The organism is Nannocystis pusilla, from assembly GCF_020073745.1.
GTDB lineage: Bacteria > Myxococcota_A > Polyangia > Nannocystales > Nannocystaceae > Nannocystis > Nannocystis radixulma.
Window position 1 is genome coordinate 18,208 of the sequence record NZ_JAIRAU010000031.1, and the last position, 21,334, is coordinate 39,541.

18 protein-coding genes and 1 pseudogene are annotated in these 21,334 nt (G+C 73.4%); 7 read left to right on the forward strand and 12 right to left on the reverse strand.

The window, feature by feature from the left end:
* Positions 1 to 41: 41 nt before the first annotated feature.
* The 7 genes from K7C98_RS24230 to K7C98_RS24260 all read right to left on the reverse strand — a co-directional run bounded on the left by K7C98_RS24230 (position 42) and on the right by K7C98_RS24260 (position 9,485).
* Positions 42 to 1,193: an efflux RND transporter periplasmic adaptor subunit gene (locus K7C98_RS24230; RefSeq protein ID WP_224194125.1), complete on the reverse strand. Its 1,152-nt coding sequence runs from the start codon at positions 1,191 to 1,193 to the stop codon at positions 42 to 44.
* 11 nt (positions 1,194 to 1,204) lie between these two features.
* On the reverse strand, positions 1,205 to 2,380 hold the full coding sequence (locus tag K7C98_RS24235; protein ID WP_224194126.1) for a HAMP domain-containing sensor histidine kinase: 1,176 nt from the start codon (positions 2,378 to 2,380) through the stop codon (positions 1,205 to 1,207).
* On the reverse strand, positions 2,377 to 3,045 hold the full coding sequence (locus K7C98_RS24240; protein ID WP_224194127.1) for a response regulator transcription factor: 669 nt from the start codon (positions 3,043 to 3,045) through the stop codon (positions 2,377 to 2,379). The genes K7C98_RS24235 and K7C98_RS24240 overlap by 4 nt, the downstream gene beginning before the upstream one ends.
* Positions 3,046 to 3,218: 173 nt before the next feature.
* A complete protein-coding gene (locus tag K7C98_RS24245) occupies positions 3,219 to 5,168 on the reverse strand; it encodes an FG-GAP-like repeat-containing protein (protein ID WP_224194128.1) in 1,950 nt (649 codons plus the stop codon).
* Positions 5,169 to 5,432: 264 nt separating this feature from the next.
* Positions 5,433 to 6,365 carry an aldo/keto reductase gene (locus K7C98_RS24250; protein WP_224194129.1) on the reverse strand — a complete coding sequence of 311 codons (933 nt, stop codon included), beginning with the start codon at positions 6,363 to 6,365 and terminating at the stop codon, positions 5,433 to 5,435.
* Positions 6,362 to 7,279, reverse strand: a complete 918-nt coding sequence (locus K7C98_RS24255; protein ID WP_224194130.1) for a helix-turn-helix transcriptional regulator — start codon at positions 7,277 to 7,279, stop codon at positions 6,362 to 6,364. The genes K7C98_RS24250 and K7C98_RS24255 overlap by 4 nt, the downstream gene beginning before the upstream one ends.
* 391 nt (positions 7,280 to 7,670) lie before the next feature.
* Complete coding sequence (locus K7C98_RS24260; RefSeq protein WP_224194131.1) at positions 7,671 to 9,485, reverse strand: hypothetical protein; 1,815 nt, start codon at positions 9,483 to 9,485, stop codon at positions 7,671 to 7,673.
* Positions 9,486 to 9,586: 101 nt separating this feature from the next.
* Here K7C98_RS24260 and K7C98_RS24265 point away from each other — a divergent pair, with 101 nt between their 5' ends.
* The 3 genes and pseudogenes from K7C98_RS24265 (at position 9,587) to K7C98_RS24275 (ending at position 13,793) form a co-directional block, all read left to right on the forward strand.
* Positions 9,587 to 10,816, forward strand: coding sequence for an alanine racemase (locus K7C98_RS24265; RefSeq protein ID WP_224194132.1), 1,230 nt, complete (start codon positions 9,587 to 9,589; stop codon positions 10,814 to 10,816).
* A pseudogene (locus tag K7C98_RS44975) lies at positions 10,813 to 11,118 on the forward strand (DUF167 domain-containing protein); the annotation flags it as partial. The gene K7C98_RS24265 and the pseudogene K7C98_RS44975, both read left to right, overlap by 4 nt.
* A gap of 1,373 nt (positions 11,119 to 12,491) precedes the next feature.
* Positions 12,492 to 13,793 carry a citrate synthase gene (locus tag K7C98_RS24275; RefSeq protein ID WP_224194133.1) on the forward strand — a complete coding sequence of 434 codons (1,302 nt, stop codon included), beginning with the start codon at positions 12,492 to 12,494 and terminating at the stop codon, positions 13,791 to 13,793.
* Positions 13,794 to 13,985: 192 nt separating this feature from the next.
* Here the strand turns inward: K7C98_RS24275 and K7C98_RS24280 are convergent, their stop codons facing one another.
* Together K7C98_RS24280 and K7C98_RS24285 are read right to left on the reverse strand one after the other, a co-directional pair.
* Positions 13,986 to 14,672: a class I SAM-dependent methyltransferase gene (locus K7C98_RS24280; protein ID WP_224194134.1), complete on the reverse strand. Its 687-nt coding sequence runs from the start codon at positions 14,670 to 14,672 to the stop codon at positions 13,986 to 13,988.
* Between the two features lie 235 nt (positions 14,673 to 14,907).
* Entirely contained in the window at positions 14,908 to 15,495 is a 588-nt protein-coding gene (locus K7C98_RS24285; RefSeq protein WP_224194135.1) for a Uma2 family endonuclease, read from the reverse strand.
* 64 nt (positions 15,496 to 15,559) lie between these two features.
* Between K7C98_RS24285 and K7C98_RS24290 the strand changes: the two genes are divergently transcribed.
* On the forward strand, positions 15,560 to 16,708 hold the full coding sequence (locus K7C98_RS24290) for an FG-GAP repeat domain-containing protein (protein WP_224194136.1): 1,149 nt from the start codon (positions 15,560 to 15,562) through the stop codon (positions 16,706 to 16,708).
* A gap of 391 nt (positions 16,709 to 17,099) precedes the next feature.
* Entirely contained in the window at positions 17,100 to 17,510 is a 411-nt protein-coding gene (locus K7C98_RS24295) for a hypothetical protein (protein WP_224194137.1), read from the forward strand.
* Positions 17,511 to 17,589: 79 nt separating this feature from the next.
* Here the strand turns inward: K7C98_RS24295 and K7C98_RS24300 are convergent, their stop codons facing one another.
* Positions 17,590 to 18,414, reverse strand: a complete 825-nt coding sequence (locus K7C98_RS24300; RefSeq protein WP_224194138.1) for an SDR family NAD(P)-dependent oxidoreductase — start codon at positions 18,412 to 18,414, stop codon at positions 17,590 to 17,592.
* 34 nt (positions 18,415 to 18,448) lie between these two features.
* Complete coding sequence (truA, locus tag K7C98_RS24305) at positions 18,449 to 19,321, reverse strand: tRNA pseudouridine(38-40) synthase TruA (protein ID WP_224194139.1); 873 nt, start codon at positions 19,319 to 19,321, stop codon at positions 18,449 to 18,451.
* Positions 19,322 to 19,433: 112 nt separating this feature from the next.
* On the opposite strand from truA, the gene pssA reads away from it, so the two are divergent.
* Positions 19,434 to 20,333, forward strand: coding sequence for a CDP-diacylglycerol--serine O-phosphatidyltransferase (gene pssA / locus K7C98_RS24310; RefSeq protein ID WP_224194140.1), 900 nt, complete (start codon positions 19,434 to 19,436; stop codon positions 20,331 to 20,333).
* 60 nt (positions 20,334 to 20,393) lie between these two features.
* On the opposite strand, the gene K7C98_RS24315 is transcribed toward pssA, so the two are convergent.
* Positions 20,394 to 20,963: a hypothetical protein gene (locus K7C98_RS24315; RefSeq protein WP_224194141.1), complete on the reverse strand. Its 570-nt coding sequence runs from the start codon at positions 20,961 to 20,963 to the stop codon at positions 20,394 to 20,396.
* Positions 20,964 to 21,149: 186 nt separating this feature from the next.
* Between K7C98_RS24315 and K7C98_RS24320 the strand changes: the two genes are divergently transcribed.
* Complete coding sequence (locus K7C98_RS24320) at positions 21,150 to 21,332, forward strand: hypothetical protein (protein ID WP_224194142.1); 183 nt, start codon at positions 21,150 to 21,152, stop codon at positions 21,330 to 21,332.
* Positions 21,333 to 21,334: the final 2 nt, after the last annotated feature.

A 21,334-nucleotide genomic window follows, 5' to 3' on the forward strand; every position in this document is an offset into this window, starting at 1 on the left:
GTATTGGGCATGTCCCCGAGAACCTGCCCCAGGGGACATGCTCAACGGTACAGCTCGCTCTTGAGCGCGAACACCCCCGACACGACCACCTGCTCGTCGGCCGCCAGCCCCTGCTGGATCTCGACCCGCTCGAAGTCGCCGACCCCGAGCGCCACCTGGCGCGACTCGAAGCTGCGCTCGGTCTGGGCGACGAACACCGTCGGCGTCCCGTCGATCTGCAGCACCGCCTGCCGCGGCACCACCACCGCGCGCCGCTGCGCCGACGCCGGGCGGATGTTGGCCTGGACCGTCTGCCCGGCGCGCAGCTTGCCCGCCAGGTTGTCGACCACCACCCGCACCTCGGCGCTGCGCGTCATCGGGTCGAGCGCCACGCTGACGAACTCGACCACCCCGGCGAACGTCTCCGCCGACCCGGTCGTCGGCGACAGCTCGACCGGGTCGCCGACCTGCACGTGCAGCAGCTCGCCCTCGAACACCGCCAGGCGCACCCACAGCGTGCGGGGATCGGCGATCATGAACGCCGTGTGGCTCGGCACCACCGCCTGTCCGCGCGACACGTGCACGCCGACCACGTCGCCCGCGATCGGGCTGCGCAGCTCCGCGACCCCGAGCGCCTTCGACCCGCGCGAGCCCGCCAGCGCCGTCACCCGCTGCCTCGCCGCCCGCAGCTGGGCCTCGGCGATCGCCGCCGCCGAGATGGCCAGGTCGAGCTCGCGCTGCGACGTGATCCCCTCGGCCAGCAGGCTGCGCTTGCGGGCCACGTCGCGCTGGGCCGCCAGCACGCGGGCCTCCACCGCGGCGATGTCCGCCTGCGCCGTGCCGAGCTCCGCGCTGACGATCGTCCCGAGCACCTGTCCGGCCTCGACCTTGCTGCCCTCGATGACCTCGACCTCCGCCACGCGCCCGGCGATCCGCGAGCCGACGGCGGCCAGGCGCAGCGCGTCGAACTCGAGCACGCCGGTGACGTGCACGAGCGGCGTGACATCCTCGTAGCGCGCCGGCGCGATCCCGATCCCGGCCCGCTCCGCGTAACCCGGCGGCAGCTCGACCAGCCCGTCCTTCAGCACCGGCACCGCCGGCGCCGCCTCCTTCATCCGCCCGGCGGCCTCACCGCCGCCACAACCGGCGATCGCGACCAGCCCCAGCAGCAGGCTGGCGGCGCGGCGCCCGGTCGGGGGAGAGGTCCGTTCCATACCGCCTCGCACTACTCTGGATCGCTCACTGCCTGTTCCGCTGTCCAGGGGCGGGGAAGGTCCTGACCGGGGGATCGCGGCAGGCGGATCACGAACCTCGCGCCGCCCCCCGGCGCGTCGCGCACGGTCACCGTGCCCGCGTGACTCTCGACGATCCGGCGCGCGATCGCCAGACCCAGCCCGAGCCCGGCGCGCCCCTCGGTACGGTCGGCCGCGGGTGAAGTCGCGCGCACGAACGGCGCGAAGATCCGCTCGCGCTCGCCCGCGGGGACCCCCGGTCCCTGATCGTCGACCGTGATCTCGACCCCCGCCGGCTCCCCGCGCACCTGCAGCGTCACCGTCCCGTGCACCGGCGAGTAGGCGATCGCGTTCGTCACCAGGTTGCCGATCGCGATCTCGAGCGCATCGGCGTCGACGTGGCTCACCAGCGCGTCCGGCCCGGCGAACGCCAACCGCACCTCGGCGCGCGCCGCCGCGGCCGCCCAGCGCTCGACCGGCCCGGCCAGCCGCGCCATCAGATCGACCGGCGAGCGGCGCACCCCGCCGGCGCGCGCCAGCTGCAGCAGCGCCTCGACCAGCGCCGACATGCGCTGCACCTCGTCGAGCGCGCGGTCGGCCAGGCCCTCCCACTCGCCGGCCGAGCGCGGGCGGCGGCGGGCCACCTCGAGCGTGCTCGACAGCACCGCCAGCGGCGAGCGCAGCTCGTGCGACGCGTCGGCCGCGAATTGCCGCTGCGCCGCGATCCCGGCCTCGACGCGGGCGAACAGGGCGTTCAGCGCCGACGCCAGCGCGTCGAGCTCGTCGTCCGCGCCCGACACCGGCAGCCGCTCGCGCAGGTCCTCCGCGCTCATGCGGGCGGCCGCGGCGATCACCGCGTCGATCCGGCGCGTCGCCCGGTGCGTCAACCACCGCGCCCCTGCGATCGCCAGCGCCAACCCGATCGGCGCCGCGATCGCGAACGCCACCAGCACCTGCGCCAGCAGCGTCTCGGTCGGGAACTCGATCTCCTCCGGCTCCTCGGCCTCGTCCTCGTCGTCGTCGTCCTGCTCGGCCGCGTCGCGCACCTCGTCGACGTACAGCACCAGCGCCGCCGTGGCCGAGAACACCAGCAGGCTCAACGCCGTCGACGCCCCGATCCACCAGGCCAGCCACGCGCCGAGCGAGCCGCGCCGTCGCGCGCGCGTCATGCCGCCGTCACCCGCGCCCGGACCCCTGCCCCGCGCACCGTGTCGAGCGCGAGCGGCAGGTCGGCCAGCTTGCGCCGCATGTGCGCCAGGTGGACATCGATCGCGTTCGTCCCCGGGTCGTGGGTGTAGCCGAACACCTCGCGCAGGATGTCGACGCGCGGCACCACCTCGTCGCGCCGGCGCAGCAAGTACGCCAGGATCGCGTGCTCGCGCGGCGTCAGCACCACCCGCGTCGCGCCGCTGCGGACCCCGAATTCGTCGTCGAGCGTCACCTCGCCCTCCGTCACCGCGGCCCAGCGCGGCCCGCCGGCGCGGCGGGTCAGCGCCCGCAGGCGCGCCAGCAGCTCGGCGAACGCGAACGGCTTGATCAGGTAATCGTCGGCGCCGGCGTCGAGCGCCGCCACCCGCGACTCGACCGCGTCGCGGGCCGTCAGCACCAGCACCGGGATGTGCAGCCGCTCGTCGCGGAGCGCCCGCAGCAGGTCCATCCCGTCCATGTCGGGCAAGCCGAGGTCGAGCACGATCGCGTCGAGCCCGGCGGCGTGCGCCTGCTCGCGGGCGGCCGCGGCCGTGGCGGCGTGCGCCACCGCGACGTCCTCCTCCGACAGCCCTTGTTGCAGCGCCCGCACCAGCCGCTCGTTGTCCTCGATCAGCAAGATCCGCATGACGTCTCCCGCAGTGTACCCCTGGCCCGCGGCGCCGGCCGCCAGACCGGGATTAAGAGCGCGTTAAGCCGCAGAGCGAGCGCCCGCGGACACCTCCGCTCCGCCGCCCGCCGCTCAATATGACCTAAAGGCCATGTCTTCTAAAACATATCCATTAGGACATGTCCCAATGCTCATCCACCGCAGCCGACCGGGTAGCCGCCCGGCGGCGGCTCCGCCACCTCGGCTGTCTCGAAGGCCATCTCCCCCGCGCAGCGGGCCCGCCACAGCCGTGACGTCCCGCGCGGCGCGTGCCACAGCACGTCGTCGCAGCCGTCGCCGTCGAAGTCGCCGATGCACGGCGTCGCCTCGGCGGGAGGCGCCGGCGCGTCGACCCGCTCCGCCGTCGGCCCGACCATCCGCCACAGCCACGCCCTGTCCGGCCCCGTCGTCCACCACAGCGCGTCGTCGGCCCCGTCGCCGTCGAATTCGCCGACCTCGACGCGCGCCAGCAGGTCGCCGGCCCCCGCCGCGCGCGACCAGCCCGACGGCGCGCAGCTGCCGTCCTCGCGCCACATCCGGTCCGGGTGCCAGCGCACCGCCGTGCGCGCGCGCGGGTCCCACCACAGCGCCTCGTCGACGCCGTCGCCGTCGAAGTCGCCGACGCGCCCGACCTGCTCGTCGCCCGCACGCAGCCCGCAGGCCGGAAGACCTGACCTCTGCAACATGTCCTCGGAGTCATGTCCGAACGCCCACAGGTCGACCGCGAACCGCTGCGCGTCGAGCCACAGCACCTGGCTGCGCGGCGCCCCCGACCCGCGCCCCGGCGTCCACAGCCCGACCAGCGGCCAGCCGTAGCCGGCCGCGAAGCGGTCGTCGAGCAGCTCGCTCTCGACGTCGCCCGCGCGCCAGACCCACCGCGCGTCGACCTCCGCCCCCGGGCGCCACCACCACACCGCGTCGGCCCCGTCGGCCGCGAACGCCCCCACGATCGGCACCGCGCGGTCGCGGGCCTCGACCCGAAGGCGCGAGAACTCGCCGCGCCCCGCCGGCGGCAGCCACAGCTCGTCCGTGATCTCCTCCGGCCCGAACATCAGCACCCCGGTCCGCCCGCCCTCGCCGGCCAGCGCCACCGGCCGCCACGACCGCGGCGCCCGGCTCGGGCACGGCGTCGAGCCGCCGCACAGGCTGTACCTCCGGCGGAGGAACCGACCCGCCTGCGCCCCGTACCACACCTCGTAGCCGTCGCCGCCGGGCACGAACCACACCACGTCCTCGCGCCCGTCGCCGTCGACGTCGACGCGCGTCTTCGGCAGCCCGTACAGGATCGCCGCGCCGAGCCGATCGCCGCGCGACAGCCGGCCCTGCGAGCTCGCGGCCGAGATCCCGGGGCAGCGCGCGTCGCCCATCACCGACGACGGATCGGGGTACGTCAGCCCGCGGAACTCGGTCGACGCCGCGTCGACGCAGATCTCCCGCGACTGCTCGAACCGCGAGTGCTCGTGCACGAACCCGAGCAGGTGCCCGAGCTCGTGCAGCACCACCATCTCGGGCGAGTACATGTCGCTCGCCAGCGCGTCCGGCCAGATCAGCAGGCGCGCCCCCTCCTCCTCCTGCTCGCCCGGCGGAAACGACGCCGACCCCAGCGGACAGCCCCGCGCGCCGCACTCGTCCGCGCTGCCCTGGCGCACCGTGAACGCCACCTGCTCCGGCGCCGCGCACTCCGGCGTGCCGTCGAGCTCGGCCCGGTGGATGAAGTTCACCCCCGAGGCCCGCTCCCACTGCGCCGCCCCGTACACCAGCGCCTCGCGCGTGCGCGCCCGCAGCGTCGCGTCGGCGAACTCGCCCAGGCAGTACGACAGGTCGCGCTTGCGCCCGACGTCCCACGCGCGGTCGAGCGTCCCCCGGCACTTGACGGCGCTGCGATAGGATGACCCATCGGACATGTCCCATAGAACATGTCCCGAAGACAGCAGGATGTCGCCCTCGAGCACGACCTCCCCGCCGGCCAGCGCCTCGGGCACCTCGCCGCCGCACACCCCGTCGTCGGCGACGAGCGCGGCCCGCTCGCAGCCGCCCGCCAGCGCACCCAGCGCCAGCGCAACGACCCTCACGACCGGCGCTGCCCCCGGGACCCACTTCATCGCCGCCACGAGATGCCCGACCCACCGGGCCCGCGCAACCGATCGGCGCCGCGACAAGCGCCGCCGTCCCGCCGCCCACCCTCCAGGTACCCGCCAACCGGCGCGCCCGCGCGCGCCGAGATCTCGGCCCGGCCTCGCTCGCCTGTTCGTTCCGACCTGTCCCTCGGACCATGCGCCGCGGATTCGGCGCCGCCCGGCCCCACCCGCCTGTCTGTTCAGACCTGTCCCTCGGATCACATACGGCGGATCCGGCCCCGTCCCGGCTCAACCGCCCGCACGCGCCTCGCGGGCCAGCGCCTCCACCTCCGCCTGCGACAGCGCGATCGTGCGGGCCGCCCAGTTCTCCTCCAGGTGCGCGAGCGAACTGGTCCCCGGGATCGGCAGCATCACCGGCGAGCGCGCGAGCAGCCAGGCGATCGCGAGCTGGGCCGGCGTCGCCCCGTGCCTCGCGGCCGTCGCGTCGAGGGCGGGGTGCCCCTTGCCGAGGTCGCCGTTGGCGAGCGGAAAGAACGGCAGGTACGCGATGCCGCGCGCCTCGCAGGCCGCCAGCACCGCGTCGGGCGGCTCCGCCGGCACGTGGCCCGCGGTCGCCAGCCCTGCGAGCCCGCCGGCCACGTTGTAGAGGTTCTGCACCGCCACGATCGGCGTCCGCTCGAGCGCGTCCAGGAGCTCCGCCGTGCCCACGTTGCTGAGCGCGATGTGGCGGATCTTGCCCTCCTTCTGCAGCTCGATCAGCGCGTCGAGCGACTCGCGGAACGGCACGCCCGAGCCGACCATGTAGCGCAGATGCGTCACGTCGCAGCGCTCCAGCCGCAGCGTGCGCAGGTCCTCCTCGCAGCCCTGCCGCAGCTCCTCGGGCCGGACGAAGGGCGCCCACCCCTTGTCCGGCGTGCGCCTGCCGCCGAGCTTCGTGGCGATCACGAGATCCTTCGGGTACGGGTGCAGCGCCTCGGCGATCAGCCGGTTCGCCACGTGCGGCCCGTAGAACCAGGCGGTGTCGATGAAGTTGATGCCCAGCTCGATCACCCGCCGCAGCACGGCGCGCGCCCGGGCGGGATCTTCGGGCTCGCCCCAGACGTCCTTGCCCGGCAGGCGCATCGCGCCGTAGCCGAGGCGAGAGACCTCGAGATCGCCGAGGCGGATGGTGGCGGGCGTGGTGGCGAAACCGTGGTTCTTCTGCGAGAGATCGTCGCTCATGCCGGGCAAGCTAGTCCCGACCCGCGGGCGCCGCTTGGGCGATGTTGGCGGTGCATCGTGCGCGCGAACCGGCCGGGCGTCACGCCGAGGATCCGGCGGAAATGGCGGTGGAGCTGGCTCTCGTCGAACAGGCCGACCGCGTGGGCCGCCGCGGCGCCCGTCATGCCCGTGGCCAGCAGTTCGGCCGCCCGGGCCACGCGAAGGTGCGTCAGGTACTCGTACGGCGGGATGCCCAGCTCGGCGCGGAAGGCCCGGATGAGGTGAAACTTGTCGGCGCCCGCGTGGGCCGCGAGCGCGTCGAGGGTGACGGGCTCGGAGACGTGCGCGCGCAGGTACTCGCGGGCCCGGCGGACCGCTCGCGGGGCCCGCTCGTGCACGCGGACCTCGCCGCGCTCGGTGCAGGTGGCGAGCACCTCCGTGAGCGTCTCGATCACCAGCGCCTCGAGCTCGCGCGTCACCGGCCCCCGGGCCGCGAGCGCCGCGTGCATCGCGGTGGCGAGCGCCGCGGCCCGGGGCGCGCGCCCGGGCTCGACGGGCACGAAGTGCACCGGCCGGGGGACACCGAGCGTGCGCGCCGCTTCCTCCACCACGTCCGCCGTGAACGCCGCCCCCTGGAGCGTGACGGGGGCGTGCACGCGCACGTGGCGATGCACTTCGCCGGGCTCCTTGAGCTTGAGACCGCCGGCCGCGACCGTGTGCACCGCCCCGCGGCACCAGCCGTCGCACGCGCCTTGCAGGATCGACACGACCCCGTAGTACTCCGAGTACGAGGACAGCGGGCCCGTCATGTCCTCGACGCGGAACACCCTGAGCCCCTCCATCCCCTCGGGGCGCCAGTGCTCGATGCGCGGCCCGTCTTCCCGCGCCCGTCGCCGCGCCGTCCCTTCACGAGCCCGGACAGAGCCACGTCCCATGGGCGGACCATAGCCGACCGCGGCCTTTTCGATTGGGCGATGTTGGCGAAAGCGCCGTCACCCGGGCCAGCCGCGCGCGACAGCGCCCGTTCGTGCCCGGCCGACGACACATGCCTTCAAGGACATGCCCTGAAGACAGTGACTCTCGGGACATGTCTCGAAGCGAGCGACGGCGCGCATCCGGGTCGTCGCTCGGGATGACGCCGCCAGCACGCGCTCGACCTGGCGCTGAAGAGACGAACCACAACGTCAACGGCACACGGCCCCCCGCTCGTCGCCCCAGAAAGCGCAGCGGCGGCCCGCGTCGATGCCGCCGATACTCCTGTCCTTTCAGGCATGCCCTTTCAGGCATGCCCCTTCAGGCATGTCCATTCGGACCTGCCCGAAAGGTTTAGTACGTCTGCTCCTCGCTGGCCACGCCCTGGCAGCCGTCGCCGCCGTCGGGCGCCTGCGGCTTGCCGGCCGCGTTGCCCTCGAAGCCGCCGTCGCCGCCGAGGCCGCCGTCGCCCGGCGTACCGGCCTGCAGCTGCGTGTTGGCCAGGCCGACGAACCCGCCGCTGACGCGGGCGATCGCGATCGACGCCCCGCCGCAACCACCGGCCGCACCGCCGCCGCCGCCGCCGTCGCCGCCCTTCGCGCCGACTGCCCCGTTGCCGCCGCCGTCGCTCGGGTCGCCGCCGTTCTTGCCCAGGCCGAAGTTGCCGCCGGCCTTGCCGACCCCGCCGTTGCCGCCCTTGCCGCCGGCGCCGCCCTTGCCGCCCTTGCCGGCGTTGACCAGCGAGTTCGACACCTGAATCGACGAGTTGATCACGACGATCCCGAACGAGGCGCCGCCCGCACCGCCCGGCGCGCCCGCCAGACCGCCGCAGCCGCCCCCGCCGCCCCCGCCGCCCCCGCCGCCGAGGTCGGTGTCGTCGCCGCACGTGAACGGATCCTTGTCCGTCCCGCCGGCCCCGCCGCCGCCGCCCCCGCGCCCGTGCATGCCGCGCGTGCCGCTGCCGCCGCTGGTCCCCGACCACATCCCCGCCGCGTCGAACGCCCCGGTCGGCGCGACGCCGGCCGCGCCGCCCGAGCCGGCCCCGCCGTTGTCGCCCGCGCTGCCGGCCACGCCGGTCCCGCCCTTGTCGTTGCAGCCGTTGACGATGTTGAGGCTGCACTGGCTGGCGCCGTTGGTCCCGCCCGCGCCGCCCTGCGTCGCGTCGCCGCCAGCCTGCCCGCCCCCGCCCGGCGCGCTCGAGCAGTCGGCCGCCGAGCCGCCGTTGCCGCCGTTGGCCCCGCAGCTCGACGAGCCGCCGGTCCCGCCGGTCTGGTTGCTGGCGTTGCCGCCGATCCCGCCGTCGTCGCCCTTGGTGCCGGCCGTGCCGCTGGTGCCGGCCCCGCCGTCGCCGCCGTTCAGGACGCAGCGCTCGACCAGCAGCAGGTCGTCGGCCGAGTCCTTCACCCACAGCGCGTAGCTCGACTGGCCCTGATCGCCGAAGTCCTTGCCCTCGACCGTGAACCCGTGGAAGCGCACCGTCTCGGTCAGCGCGCTGGCCTGGACCGCCCGCGCCTCGCTGCCGACGATCGTGGTCTGGTTGGCCTGCAGGTCGTAGATGAACGACTTCGGCGTGTAGCCGCCGAAGATGCTCACGCCCGACGCCAGCGTCACCGACTTCGGATACGTGCCCTTGCTGACGACGATGTCGCACTTGTCCGGGCACGCCAGCGCCAGCTCGATCGCCTTGGCGATGGTCGCCACCGGCGTCTCGTGGGTGACGCCGTCATTGAGGTCGCTGCCGCCGTCGACCGGCGTCGACACGAAGATGAGCCCCTCGTCGATCCCCGTACAGTTCGGGTCCGGCACCTCCTCCGAGCACGCGTCGCCGGTCGTCGTCGTCGTCGTCTCGGGTTCGGTCGTCTCGCCGGTCGTCGTCGTCGTCGTCGACGTCGCGGGTTCGGTCGTCGTCGTCGTCGCGTCGGTCGACGTCACCGCCTCGGTCGTCGACACCTGCGTCGTCGAGTCACCGTCGGTGGCGCTGCCCTCCGTCGGGACCGTCGTGGTCGGCACGCTCTCGGTCGTCGTGTCGGTCGCGTTCATCGTCGCGCCGCCCATCGTCACCGTCGAGCCGTTGCCCTCGGTGAACCCCGTCGACGTAATGTTTCCGTCGTCACCGCAAGCGAAGAGGAGCAGGAGCGTGGCCGGGAGCAAGCGAGGCGTCATGCGCATGGTCGCAGCGTAAACACACCTCGGCGCCCAGTACAACGCGGCCGAAGCACCCGCACGGCCCCTCCCTTGTCTCGGTGCGTGGCGTGCTGCACACTCCCGCGGTGCCCGGTCCCGACGCCGCCCGCGCCGCCGCCATCCTGGCGGACATCGGCCCGCTCCTGCCGGCCCTCGCCTCGCCGGCCCTCGTCGTCGACCTCGCCGCCGTCGACCACAACATCGCCGCCGTCTTGCGCCGCTGTCACGGTGCCACCGCCGGCCCGTCGAGCGGCCGCACGGACGGCTCCAGCGGCAGCGAGCGCTGGCGTCCGCACGTCAAGACCCTCAAGTCGGCCGCGCTCGTGCGGCGGTTGTGGGCCGCCGGGGTCACCCGCTGCAAGTGCGCCACCCTCGACGAGCTGCAGATGCTCCTCGACGCCGCCGCCGAAGATGGCCGCGAGGACAGCCTCGACGTCCTCCTCGCCTACCCCCTGCACGAGGCCGCCTTCCACGCCGCCGTCGCCCTCGCCGGCGCCCACCCGGCCGCGCGCGTGCAGCTGCTGGCCGACAGCCCGGAGCACGCGCTCGCCCTCGACGCCTGGGCCGCCCGCGCCGGCCTCGCTCGCCCGCTCGACCTCCACCTCGACGTCGACCTCGGCATGGGTCGCACCGGCAGCCCCCCGCCGGTCTGGCGCGACAGCGTCGCCCGGCTTGCGGCGCTGTCACGCTGCCGCGTCGCCGGCCTGCACGGCTACGACGGCCACCTCGCCTGGAGCCAGACGAACGAAGCCGCCGCCGCCTACGACCTCCTCTGCGATCTCGCCGCGGCGTTTGCTTGCATCGGCACCGATCTCGAGCTCGTCACCTCCGGCACCCACAGCTTCCTCGCCGCGCTGGCCCACCCGCGGCTGGCCGCCGGCCCGTGGCGTCACCGGATCTCGCCCGGCACCGTGGTCCTCAGCGATCTCCGCAGCCACCCCGCCGCCGAGGCGCTCGGCCTGCGACAGGCCGCCTGGGTGCTCGCCCGGGTCGTCAGCCGCGGCCCCGATCGCGTCACCCTCGACGCCGGCAGCAAGGCGATCGCCCCCGATCGCCCCGCCCCGAATTGCCGGCTCCCCGCCTGGCCGGGCCTCGTCCCGCTGAAGCCCTCCGAGGAGCACCTGCCGCTGCGGCGCGAGCACGGCGCGATCCCCGACCACGGCGCCCCGGTCCTCCTGGTCCCCGACCACGTCTGCACCACCGTCAACCTCTACCGAGAATGCCTGCTCCTTCGGCCAGGTAGTAGTCCGGTCCGCGCGCCCATCGGCGCCCAGGGCCACCGCCTCTTCCTCGCCTCCGAAGGATCGCCCGCATGACCTCCGACCTGCCGCCCGGCTCCGACTCTCCGGTCCGCGACCACGCTCGCGGCTGCGAACTCGACGTCCTCGTCGCCCCCCGGGCCGCGCGCAGCCGGCTCGTCGGCCTCCACGACGGCCGCCTCAAGGTCCAGCTGGCCGCGCCCCCGGTCGACGGCGCCGCCAACACGGCCCTGTGCGAGCTCCTCTCGGATCACCTCCAGGTGCCCCAGGGCGCGCTCGAAATTGCCCGTGGGGCCACCGGTCGGCGCAAGACCGTCCGCGTCGCCGGCGTGAGCGCAGCCGTTGCGCGCAGCCGGCTCGGGTTGGCCGGCCTGCTGCTCGCCGGGCTCGCGGCCTGCACCCTCGAGGTCCCGTTCGCGGTCCGGGTCGTCCTGCCCGACGACGCGACGGATCTCAACGGCGCCGACAACCTCGCCGTCGAGCTCGGGCCCGACGCCTGGTTCGCCAGTTATCCGGTTCGCGGCACCGAGTTCGAGGTCGAGCTCGAGTTCGAGCCCGACGCCGTCGAGCGCAGCCTCGCGCTCTACCTGGCCGATGGGTCAGAGTTGCTCGCCTACGGCCGCAGCGTCCCGTTCGTGTTGTTGTCGCCGCCGGGCGACCTCGCGGTGCTGATGGCCCGGCCCGGCGTCCTGTCGGTCTACCCTGGCGAGGTCGCCGAGCCCGACCCCGACGTGCTCGCCGCGTACGCCCCGGGTCGCGGCCTCGTGCTGCTCAGCAGCGCCGGCGACATCGCCCTCCTCAACGAGACCAGCTTCGACATCGACCTCGGCGCGCGCCTGTCCGGTCCGCCCGAGCCGGGTGACGGCGCCTTCGTCGCCGATCGGCGCGGGCGATTGTGGCGGGCCGGCGGCGACGAGGGCATCGGCGCCGCGATGTACGATCCCGCCGCCGATCGCTGGTCTGTCGCCACTGTCATGGGCGACGATCTCGGCGCGCGGCCCGGAGCTGCGTGGTCTGTGGGCGCCGCCCGCGACCGCCTCTACATCGCCGGTGGGGGCACCCACACCGACCTCGTCGCGCTGTCGCTCGAGCCCGACGACGACGGCGTCATCGAGCTCGCTCCGGTCGCCGCGCTCGACGGTCCTCGCACCGGGGCCCGGCTCGTCAACTTCATGCGCGGCAGCGACGAGACCCTCATGTTGGTCGGCGGCGAGGCCGACGCACCCGCGGTGTATTTCCCCGACGGCGCCCACGCATTCGGCCCGGTCGGCGCCTGGACGAACATCCAGTGCATCGCCCTCGACGTCGCCGAGGACGCCGAGGACAGCGTGCGCGTGCTGTGTCTCGGCGGCCAGCGCGGCGGCCAGCCCACCGGCGACGCGCTGCTGCTGACCTGTCCGCCCGCCCTCGCGAACACCGTCGTCGAAGAGCGGCCTGGTTTCCTCGCCGAGCCGCTCGCAGATCCCCGGCTCTTCGCAGATGATCTGGCCGTGTACGCTCAGGGCGCCGCCCACTGGTGGCGGCTCGATCGCAAGACCCTCGTCCCCGAGCTCGGCGAGACCGTCGCGACTCGCGTGCACGGCGGGCATTCCATCACCCTGGGGACCGGTGTTACCTTCCTGGTTGGCGGCCGAGACCTGGACGATCGCGCTGTCGATCGCTGGTGGATCTTCGCTCCCAGCTTGGCTCCCATGTAGCCGTCGCCTTGACGGCGTTTGCCCGGAGGCTCTCCATGGCCGACACCCTGACGATCACCGACAACCGAACCGGCAAGACCTACGAGATCGAGATCAAGGACGGAACGATCCGCGCCGACGCGCTGCGCAAGATCAAGACGTCCGACGACGACTTCGGCCTGATGACCTACGACCCGGCCTTCATGAACACCGCGTCGTGCCGGTCCGCGATCACCTTGATCGACGGCGACAAGGGCATCTTGCGCTACCGCGGCTACGCCATCGAGGACCTGGCCGAGCAGTCGTCCTACATCGAGGTCGCGTACCTCCTGCTCCACGGCGAGCTGCCCAACGAGGCCCAGCTGCGCAAGTGGAGCCACGAGATCACCCACCACACCTTCGTCCACGAGTTCCTGCGCAAATCGATGGAGGGCTTCCGCTTCGACGCCCACCCGATGGGCAAGTTGGTCAGCATGCTCGGCGCGCTGTCCACCTTCTACCCCGAGGCGAAGAAGGTCCGCGACGACCGGACCCGGCGCGAGCAGATCGTGCGCATCATCGCCAAGATGCCGACCCTGTCGGCGTGGGCGTTCCGCCACAGCGCCGGCCGGCCGTACGTCTACCCGGACAACGAGCTGTCGTACTGCGGCAACTTCCTCAACATGATCTTCCGGATGGCCGAGCCGCGGTTCGAGCCCCACCCGGTGCTCGAGCGGGCGCTCGACATCCTCTTCATCCTCCACGCCGACCACGAGCAGAACTGCTCGGCCAACGCCGCGCGGGCCGTCGGCTCGGCCGAGACCGACCCGTACTGCAGCCTGGCCGCCGCCTCGGCCGCGCTCTACGGCCCGCTGCACGGCGGCGCCAACGAGGCCGTGCTGCACATGCTCAAGCAGATCGGCAGCGTCGCCAACGTGCCGGAGTTCATCACCGGCGTGAAGAACGGCAGCGGCCGCCTGATGGGCTTCGGCCACCGCGTCTACAAGAACTACGACCCGCGCGCCAAGGTCATCAAGAAGCTCGCCCACGAGGTCTTCGAGGTCACCGGCAGGAACCCGCTCCTCGAGATCGCCCTCGAGCTCGAGAAGATCGCGCTGAACGACGACTACTTCGTCAAGCGCAAGCTCTACCCGAACGTCGACTTCTACTCGGGCATGATCTACCAGGCCATGGGCTTCCCGGTCGACATGTTCCCGGTCCTGTTCGCCATCCCGCGCGCCTCCGGCTGGCTGGCCCAGTGGCAGGAGATGCTGCAGGACCCCGAGCAGAAGATCGCCCGCCCGCGCCAGATCTACACCGGCGCCGAGCTCCGCCCCTACGTGCCGATGAGCGCGCGCGCCACCAAGCCCGCGACCTGACGCTCTCCTCGAGAGCGACGCCGAAGGGCCCCGCCGCACCGCGCCGGGGCCCTTTCTGCGTCCGTCGACGCGCGAGACGTGTGCGCCTCGGGAGAGCTTCGTGCCGGTCGAATGTCTCGAGGGACATGTCCTGAGAGCGGATGTCTCGCGAGACATGTCCCGCGGTCCGCCCCTCTCGCTCCCCCGCTGCGCTCACCGCCGCCGCGCCAGCAGGTAGACCCGCTGACTGGGGAACTCGCGCGACGTGCTCGGCCCGCGCTCGAGCCTCGCGGCGATCTCGAAGCCCGCCTGCTCGAGCCCCCCCGCGACCTCCTCGGCGGCGATGAAGTGCCCGTCGAGCCCGACGCGCCGGCCCCACCACTCCTCGAGCCGGCGGATGCTCCCTGACGGGAACCCGAGCGCGCTGGTGTGCACCGAAAGCAGCAACATCCCTCCCTGCCGCACCACCCGGGCCATCTCCACGTAGGCCAGCGCCCGCGCTGCGCGCTCGAGGTGGATCACCGAGTAGATGGCGATCGCTCCCGCCAGCGACGCCTCGGCGAACGGCAGCGCCAGCAGCGAGCCGATCTTGAACTCGAGCCCGCGCACGCCCGCGTGCCGCCGCTGCGCCTCTGCGATCATCGCCGGTGACAGGTCGACGCCCACGACCTCGAGCCCGAGCTCCGCCATGAACCGCGCCTCGAAGCCCGGCCCACAGCCGAGGTCGGCGATCTTGTTCTCGACGCCCGCGCGCCGCAGCATCTCGGCCAGCGCCGAGAGCAGCGCGCGATCGAGGATCTTCTCCGCCAGGTCGTCGGCGAACTCGGCCGCGTAGCGCTCCGCGACAGCATCATAGGTCGCCACGATCTCCGCCTGGCCACGATCGTCGTTCCCGGTCATCGCACCACCGCCTCGTCGTTGCGAGTCACTGTCTGGCCGCGAGCGCGTGGTCCCGTCATCGCCCGACCACCTCGTCGCACTGATTCTGCGCGCTCCTGAGAAGCACCGTCTGGCCGCGCACCCGTGCTCCCGTCATCGCCGAGCCACCTCGTCGCGTTCGTTCCGCGCGCACTGTCTGGCCGCCGGCGCGTGCACCCATCATGGCTTCGCCGCCTCGCCGCGAGGCCTCGCGCGCTCAACCTTCGGACTCCACCGGCGGCTCGGGCATGAACAGGTCGTCGATCACCAGCTCGATGGCCTCGAACGGCGGCACGCGAGCGACAGCGCTGCGGCCGTACGTCCCCGTCACCGTCCACCGCCCGCGCTCGAGCGCATACGCCTCGAGCACGCACTCCACCGGGTCGAGCAGCCAGTAGAAGGGCACGCCGTGGCGGGCGTACAGCTCCATCTTGACCACGCGGTCGCGCCGCACCCCCTGCCTGGGCGACAGAACCTCGCAGATCCAGTCCGGCACCGCCGTGATCGGCCGCTTGCCCCAGGGAGAGGGCAACCGCTCGCGCCGCCAGCCGACGAGGTCCGGGCGGACCACGTCGTGATCCGTGAACTGAACATCGACCTCGCCGACGATCCACCAGCCGCCGGGGCCGCCACGTCCGCGGTCGAACGGGCCGCGCAGGCTGCCGAGCAGCCCCCCCTGGGAATAGGCGTGGTCGAACACGGCGCTCGGTTGCACCACCAATTCGCCCGCGAGGATCTCCGCCTTCACGTCCTCCGGCGTGGCGAGCAGATCCGCGTAGGTCGCGAGCTTCGGCGCGGCGGCCATGATCGCCAGCATACACCATCTTTGGTTCCCTTGCAGTCGCCGCCGCGCCTGATAGCCTGCGGACATGGGCTTTCGCGTGGTCGCAGTCGTCGTCGCCGTCACGTCCGCGCTGGCGTCAACGGGCTGCGCCGACGACTGCGGCGACGGCGAGTACCGCGACCCCGAGATCTGTTTCAACGAACATGTCCTCGAGGTCCAGTCCGAGGCCGCCAGCCCGCTCGCGCTGCGGGCCGGCGACTTCGACGGCGACGGCCTCGACGACGTCCTGGTCGTCGGCGCCGAGTCGGGCACCATCACCACCGACCTGCGGCTCGGCGACGGCGCTGGCGGGCTCGGCGAGCCGCGCGACGTGCGGGTCGCCGGCTGCAGCGCCTACCCGGTCACCGGCGACCTCGACCTCGACGGCGCCGTCGACCTACTGTTCCCCACCTGCGACGCCGGCGTCCTCGTCTACCGGGCCGACGGCGCCGGCGGCTTCGCGCCCGCGTTCGAGATCGCCGTCGGCATCGACATCCGCACCACCACCCTCACCGACGTCGACGGCGACGGCCGGCGCGACTTGCTTGTCCTCGGGGCCATGTCCGGACAGCCAGCTCTGAGCATCGTCCGCGCCGACCCGGCCGGCGGCTTTGCGGCCCCCGAGGTGCACCTCGCCGTCGTCCCCGGGCTCGACCGCTTCGCGCCCGACGCCTTCGTCGCCGGCCGGCTGCGCCGCGACGGTCCGGTCGAGCTCGTCCTCGCCGAGCAGGGGCGCAGCGACGGCCTCGCGCGGGCCACCCTCGCCGGCGGCGGGTTCGGCCCGCTCGTCGCCATGACCACCGGCCTCAGGCCCGGCGGCCTCTACCTGCGCGACCTCGACGACGACGACATCCTCGACGTCCTCGTCCTCGACACCGCCCCCGACGCCCTCGCGCCGCTGCTCGGCCCCGACCTGACCGAAGGGCCACGTACGAACCTCGGCTCGCGCCCCGGCCCGATCGCCCTCGCGCACCTCGACGGCGACGGCAGCCTCGACGCCGTCCTGTTCCACGGCGACCGCCTCGGCCTGTGGCGCGGCGTCGGCGACGGCCGCTTCACCGCCGCCGTCCAGCTCGAGTTCGTCGGCGACGTCGTCGAGGTCGTCCTCCCCGACCTCAACGCCGACGGCCGCGCCGACGTCGTCGCCGGCCTGTTCCCCGACCGCGGCCTCGCCATCCGCCTCAGCGGCCCGTGACCGCGCCGCGGCGCCGTCCGGGGTCCAGCACACCCGTGTCGCGCGTCCTCTCGACCACTCGCTCGTCACGCGACGGTATCACCGAGCCTCCGTCCCCGTGCAGCCACCGTTCCGAGCAGCCCGCGACGAACCCCTGCAGCCGGGCCCTCGCCAGCTCCGGGCACCGTTTCGTGCTCCCGCAGCGAGCCCCCGCCTCGACCTCGCTCGCCGTCCTGGCGACGCGGGCACCGCTCGCCGCGCCCGCTCGCCGCACCGCGACCTCCATCGTCGCCGCTTCCACGCACGCTGCCGGCCCTGCACCTCGCCGCCGCCGTTCGGGCCTGCCTGGGCTCGCTCGTCGGGCTCGCCGAATTTCGCGCCCGACGCCGCCGCTGATACCCTTGGCCCCGCCATGACCACCTCGAGCACCCCCCGCAACTACGAGTTCTCGGCGCCGGAGAACGTCATCATCCGCCAGCTCGTCGACGCCATGCGCTTCGTCGCCGCGGCCTCGCTCGCGGTGGGCGCCTTCGTCCTGATCCTCGGCATCGCCGGCCTCGCCACCCACGGCAGGTCGGCCATCGGCCCCGCGATCGGTCAGTTCGCCGAGGCCGTCGTGTTCGGCCTCATCGGCATGTGGCTGCAGCGGGCCGTCGACGCCTTCAACCGCGTGATCGACACCAGCGGCGACGACATCACCCACCTGCTGCACGCCCTGCGCGAGCTCACCCGCGTGTTCTCGCTCCAGCGCACCGTCCTGGTCCTGGCCGCCATCATCATCGTCATGGCGATCGGGATCCACGGCGTGCTCTCGCTCGGCTGATCGGCCCTGCTCGTTCGGGCAGGTCCGACCGGACATGCCCTCCTGGACATGCCCTCGCGGACATGTCCCTCCACGCAGCTCACCCGCGCTTGATCTTGCCGAAGTAGCGCGGCACCAGCTTGTGGTAGAACCGCTCGGGCGCCAGCCGCTTGAGCCGCCACAGCCACGACCCGTCGGCGTGCGGCAGGGCGTAGAGCGTGCCCTCCGCGGCGGCGTCGAGGGCGAAGCGGGCCACCTCGGGCGCCTGCATCTTCGCGCGCTCCATCAGCTTGGTGGCGGTCGACGCCGCGCGGCTCTCGCCGTGGTGGCGGCCGGCGTCGATGATCCGCGTGCGGAAGAACGTCGGGCACAGCACCGTCACGCCGATGCCGGTGCCGCGCAGCTCTCCGGCCATCGTCTCCGACAGCGCGACCACGGCCGCCTTCGTCACGTTGTAGGGCGCCATCATCGGCGTGCACAGGAGCCCCGCCGCCGAGGCGACGTTGATCACGTGGCCGCGGCCCTGCGCGCGCATGTGCGGCAGGAACAGCTCGCAGCCGTAGATCACGCCCCACAGGTTGACGCCCATGATCCACTCCCAGTCCTGCGGCGGGATGGCGTCGACCGGCCCGCTCGTCGCCACGCCGGCGTTGTTGATCAGCAGGTCGACCCCGCCGAGCAGCGACTGCGCCGCCTCGGCCAGCTCCGCCACCGCCTCGCGCCGGGCCACGTCGCAGGCCCGCGCGTGGGCCTTGCAGCCGAGCTTCTCGAGCTGCCCCGCCGTCTCCTCCGCGCCTGCCAGGTCGATGTCGGCCACCACGACCTGCGCGTTGCGGCGGCCCAGCTCGAGGCAGAACGCGCGGCCGAGGCCACCACCCGCGCCGGTGACCACCGCGCGCACCGGCTTGTCGAAGGAGAGCGTCATCACCGGCACGCTACACCAGTTCGCCGCGCGCCCGTCACCGCGACGCCGCGCTCGCCCGCGGATCGTCCTCGGGCTTGCGTGCGCGCGACTCCCAGTCGGCGGGTGGCCACGGTTCGGGCCAGTGGACCTCGACCAGCGTCAAGCCCCGCGGCGGCGCCGTGCGGCCGGCCCGGCGGCGATCGGGTCGGGCCAGCAGCTCGGCGATCTGCGCCGGAGGCCGCTGTCCCAGCCCGACCTCGACCAGCGTGCCGACCATGATGCGCACCATGTTCTGCAAGAAAGCCTCGCCCCGGACCGTCACCGTCACGATCGCCGGCGAGTCGGGCGCGGCCACCGTGCTGAGGCCCGGCGGCTCCTCCGCCGCCGCCGCCGCGACCTCGACCGCGAGCATCGTCCGCACCGTCGTCTGCGCCTGGCACTGGCTGGCGCGGAAGCCGGCGAAGTCGTGTTCGCCGACGAACGCGGCGGCCGCCGCCTGCATCGCCGCGACGTCGAGCCTGCGGGCCAGGTGCCACTCGCCGCGGTCGGTCGTCGGCACGCGGTGCGGCGTGCAGCGGATCCGGTAGCGATACGTCTTGCCGTCGTTGTAAAACCGCGGGTCGACCGCGCGGCCGTCCGGCAGGCTGCAGGCCCACGCGCCGAGCACCCCGACGTCGCGCGGCAGCTTGCTCGTGAGTCCGAGCACCACGCCGCGCTCCGGGATCGGGAGCGTCGGTTCGAACCCCACCAGCTGCCCGAGCGCGTGCACGCCGGCGTCCGTGCGGCTGGCGGCGCGAGTCCGCAGCGGCCTCTGGTAGAGCTCGGCGAGGGCCGTCTCCAGCACCCCCTGCACCGTCCTGGTGCCCTCCTGGCGGGCAAATCCGTGAAAATCGGTGCCGTCGTAGGCGACCCGCAGGAGCAGCGTCATGGGCGCGGCCGCACCATCGGCCGACCCTCGCGGCCTGTCAACCGAACTCGGCCTCCGTGCTCGAAATCAGCGCCGCGCGCGCGATTTCTTGCTACCTTGGTGCCCCCCGGCAATGGACTTTCGCAAGACCTATTTCCTGCTGCCGAACCTCTTCACCCTCGCCGGCCTGTTTTGCGGCTTCTACGCGATCTCGGTGTGCGCGCGGTTGAGCGACGAGGGCGGGGGCAGCGACGCGCTCTACAAGGCCTCGCTGGCGATCATGCTCGGCCTGTTCTTCGACGCCGCCGACGGCCGGATCGCCCGGCTCACGCGCACGCAGAGCGAACTCGGCCTGCACCTCGACAGCCTGTCGGACCTCGTCACCTTCGGCGTCGCGCCCGGGCTCGTCATCTACCGCTGGGGCCTCGAGGGTTTCGGCCGCGCCGGGCTCTTCATCGCCTTCCTGTTCGTCGCCGGCGGCGCCTTCCGCCTGGCCCGCTTCAACGTCCTGTCGCTGCGGGCCATCGACGAGAAGCCCGGCAAGTACATGCTGGGCCTGCCGATCCCCGTCGCCGCCACCGTCCTGATCTCGACGGTGATGGCGTTCCACGCCATCGGCATCAACCAGACCACCAATCACATCCTCGTCGCCACGCTGGTCACCGTCCTCTCGTACTTGATGATCAGCCGGGTCCGCTTCCGCTCGATGAAGGACCTCAAGCTGACCAAGCGGACCACCGCCGTGGTCGGCCTGCTGCTCGCCAGCGCCGTGCTCGTGGCCGTCCGGATCTCCCGCCCCGCCGTGCTGATCCTGCTGGTCGGCTGTTACATCACCCTCGGCCTCATCGAGGAGATGTACCTGCTGCGCAAGGGCCGGGTCGAGCGCCTGCGGGCCGCGCGGGCCCAGGCGCTCGCGCCTGCCGCGAGCGAAGAGGTCGCCAGCGAGGACGAGGTCCTCGCCGAGCTCGGCATCGACGACGACGCCACCATCCGGACCGCCCCCGGCGCCGAGAGCGTCGTCGCCTCGACCTGACCCTTCAGCCAGCCGCGCCGGGCCGGGCTCTGCCCATCCGCCCCGCCCCCGCCTGTCCTTTCAGCCAGGCGCTCGCGCCAGCCGCACCCCGGTCGCCAGCAGCAGCGCGTACAGCAGCAGCTCGAGCAGCTCCTGGGCCGCCCGCTCCCACGCCGGGATCATGTTCCCGGCGATGAACAGCCCCGCCACCGCCGCGAACGCCCAGCGCTCGTCGCGGCTCGGCGTGGCTCGGCCGAGCCAGCGACCGGTGCCGGGGACCATGTAGTAACCGACCAGCGGCAGCGCGAACAGCAGGTACGACGACCCGCGGCCGGCGTTGTGCATGTTGCGGTGGCCGAACGCCGCCGCCATCCGCTCGCCGAGCGCCGGCCAGCCGTAGACGGCGCCCCAGTCGACCTCTTCCGCCAGCACCAGCGCCAAGAACCCCGCCATCGCCAGCGGCACCGCGCGCCTGCTCGCGACCCGCCCGGCGAGCGCCCACGCGACCACCGCCGCCGCCAGCACCGCGTGCGACGCGTGCTCCGCCGGCCCTTCCTTGGCCAGCACCGCGAGCGTCGTCGCCGGGCTCGCCAGCGCCGCCACGACCGCCACGGCCGCGACCGTCAGCACCACGATCGTCCAGGGGAGCACCGCCGCAGCATAGAGGATCTCGCGACGGCTGGGTCTGTCTCGCTCGCGCGTCGCGGCCGACACCGCCGCGGAGGTTCGCGCACCCGCTCGCTGGCGCCGCGTCGCGACCGGGCCCACAAGCATGGCGACCGCGAACCAGGACCGCGGACCCGGCGCCACCGCCCCGTCCGCAGCGAGACAGGCACGATGCCCAAGCTCGGAATCCACTCTCCGTCGAGCGCCCAGCTGCTCGAGCGACGGATGCCCGTCGCCGCCGAGCAGCGTCCGCGAGCCCGCGCGCCCTGGCTGACCCCCGTCGTCATCCCCGCGCTGCTCGTCCTGCTCGTCGCCACCGTCCTTGTCTACGTGTTGGCCGCGCAATCGCAATGACA

What these genes read in the sequence shown, in the direction of transcription:
- K7C98_RS24320 (WP_224194142.1), top strand. Translation starts at nt 21,150, where the DNA reads ATGCCCAAGCTCGGAATCCACTCTCCGTCGAGCGCCCAGCTGCTCGAG.
- K7C98_RS24250 (WP_224194129.1), bottom strand. Translation starts at nt 6,365, where the DNA reads ATGAGCGACGATCTCTCGCAGAAGAACCACGGTTTCGCCACCACGCCC.
- K7C98_RS24230 (WP_224194125.1), bottom strand. Translation starts at nt 1,193, where the DNA reads ATGGAACGGACCTCTCCCCCGACCGGGCGCCGCGCCGCCAGCCTGCTG.
- K7C98_RS24280 (WP_224194134.1), bottom strand. Translation starts at nt 14,672, where the DNA reads ATGACCGGGAACGACGATCGTGGCCAGGCGGAGATCGTGGCGACCTAT.
- K7C98_RS24260 (WP_224194131.1), bottom strand. Translation starts at nt 9,485, where the DNA reads ATGCGCATGACGCCTCGCTTGCTCCCGGCCACGCTCCTGCTCCTCTTC.
- K7C98_RS24295 (WP_224194137.1), top strand. Translation starts at nt 17,100, where the DNA reads ATGACCACCTCGAGCACCCCCCGCAACTACGAGTTCTCGGCGCCGGAG.
- K7C98_RS24275 (WP_224194133.1), top strand. Translation starts at nt 12,492, where the DNA reads ATGGCCGACACCCTGACGATCACCGACAACCGAACCGGCAAGACCTAC.
- K7C98_RS24300 (WP_224194138.1), bottom strand. Translation starts at nt 18,414, where the DNA reads ATGACGCTCTCCTTCGACAAGCCGGTGCGCGCGGTGGTCACCGGCGCG.
- K7C98_RS24235 (WP_224194126.1), bottom strand. Translation starts at nt 2,380, where the DNA reads ATGACGCGCGCGCGACGGCGCGGCTCGCTCGGCGCGTGGCTGGCCTGG.
- pssA (WP_224194140.1), top strand. Translation starts at nt 19,434, where the DNA reads ATGGACTTTCGCAAGACCTATTTCCTGCTGCCGAACCTCTTCACCCTC.
- K7C98_RS24255 (WP_224194130.1), bottom strand. Translation starts at nt 7,279, where the DNA reads ATGGGACGTGGCTCTGTCCGGGCTCGTGAAGGGACGGCGCGGCGACGG.
- truA (WP_224194139.1), bottom strand. Translation starts at nt 19,321, where the DNA reads ATGACGCTGCTCCTGCGGGTCGCCTACGACGGCACCGATTTTCACGGA.
- K7C98_RS24240 (WP_224194127.1), bottom strand. Translation starts at nt 3,045, where the DNA reads ATGCGGATCTTGCTGATCGAGGACAACGAGCGGCTGGTGCGGGCGCTG.
- K7C98_RS24285 (WP_224194135.1), bottom strand. Translation starts at nt 15,495, where the DNA reads ATGGCCGCCGCGCCGAAGCTCGCGACCTACGCGGATCTGCTCGCCACG.
- K7C98_RS24245 (WP_224194128.1), bottom strand. Translation starts at nt 5,168, where the DNA reads ATGAAGTGGGTCCCGGGGGCAGCGCCGGTCGTGAGGGTCGTTGCGCTG.
- K7C98_RS24290 (WP_224194136.1), top strand. Translation starts at nt 15,560, where the DNA reads ATGGGCTTTCGCGTGGTCGCAGTCGTCGTCGCCGTCACGTCCGCGCTG.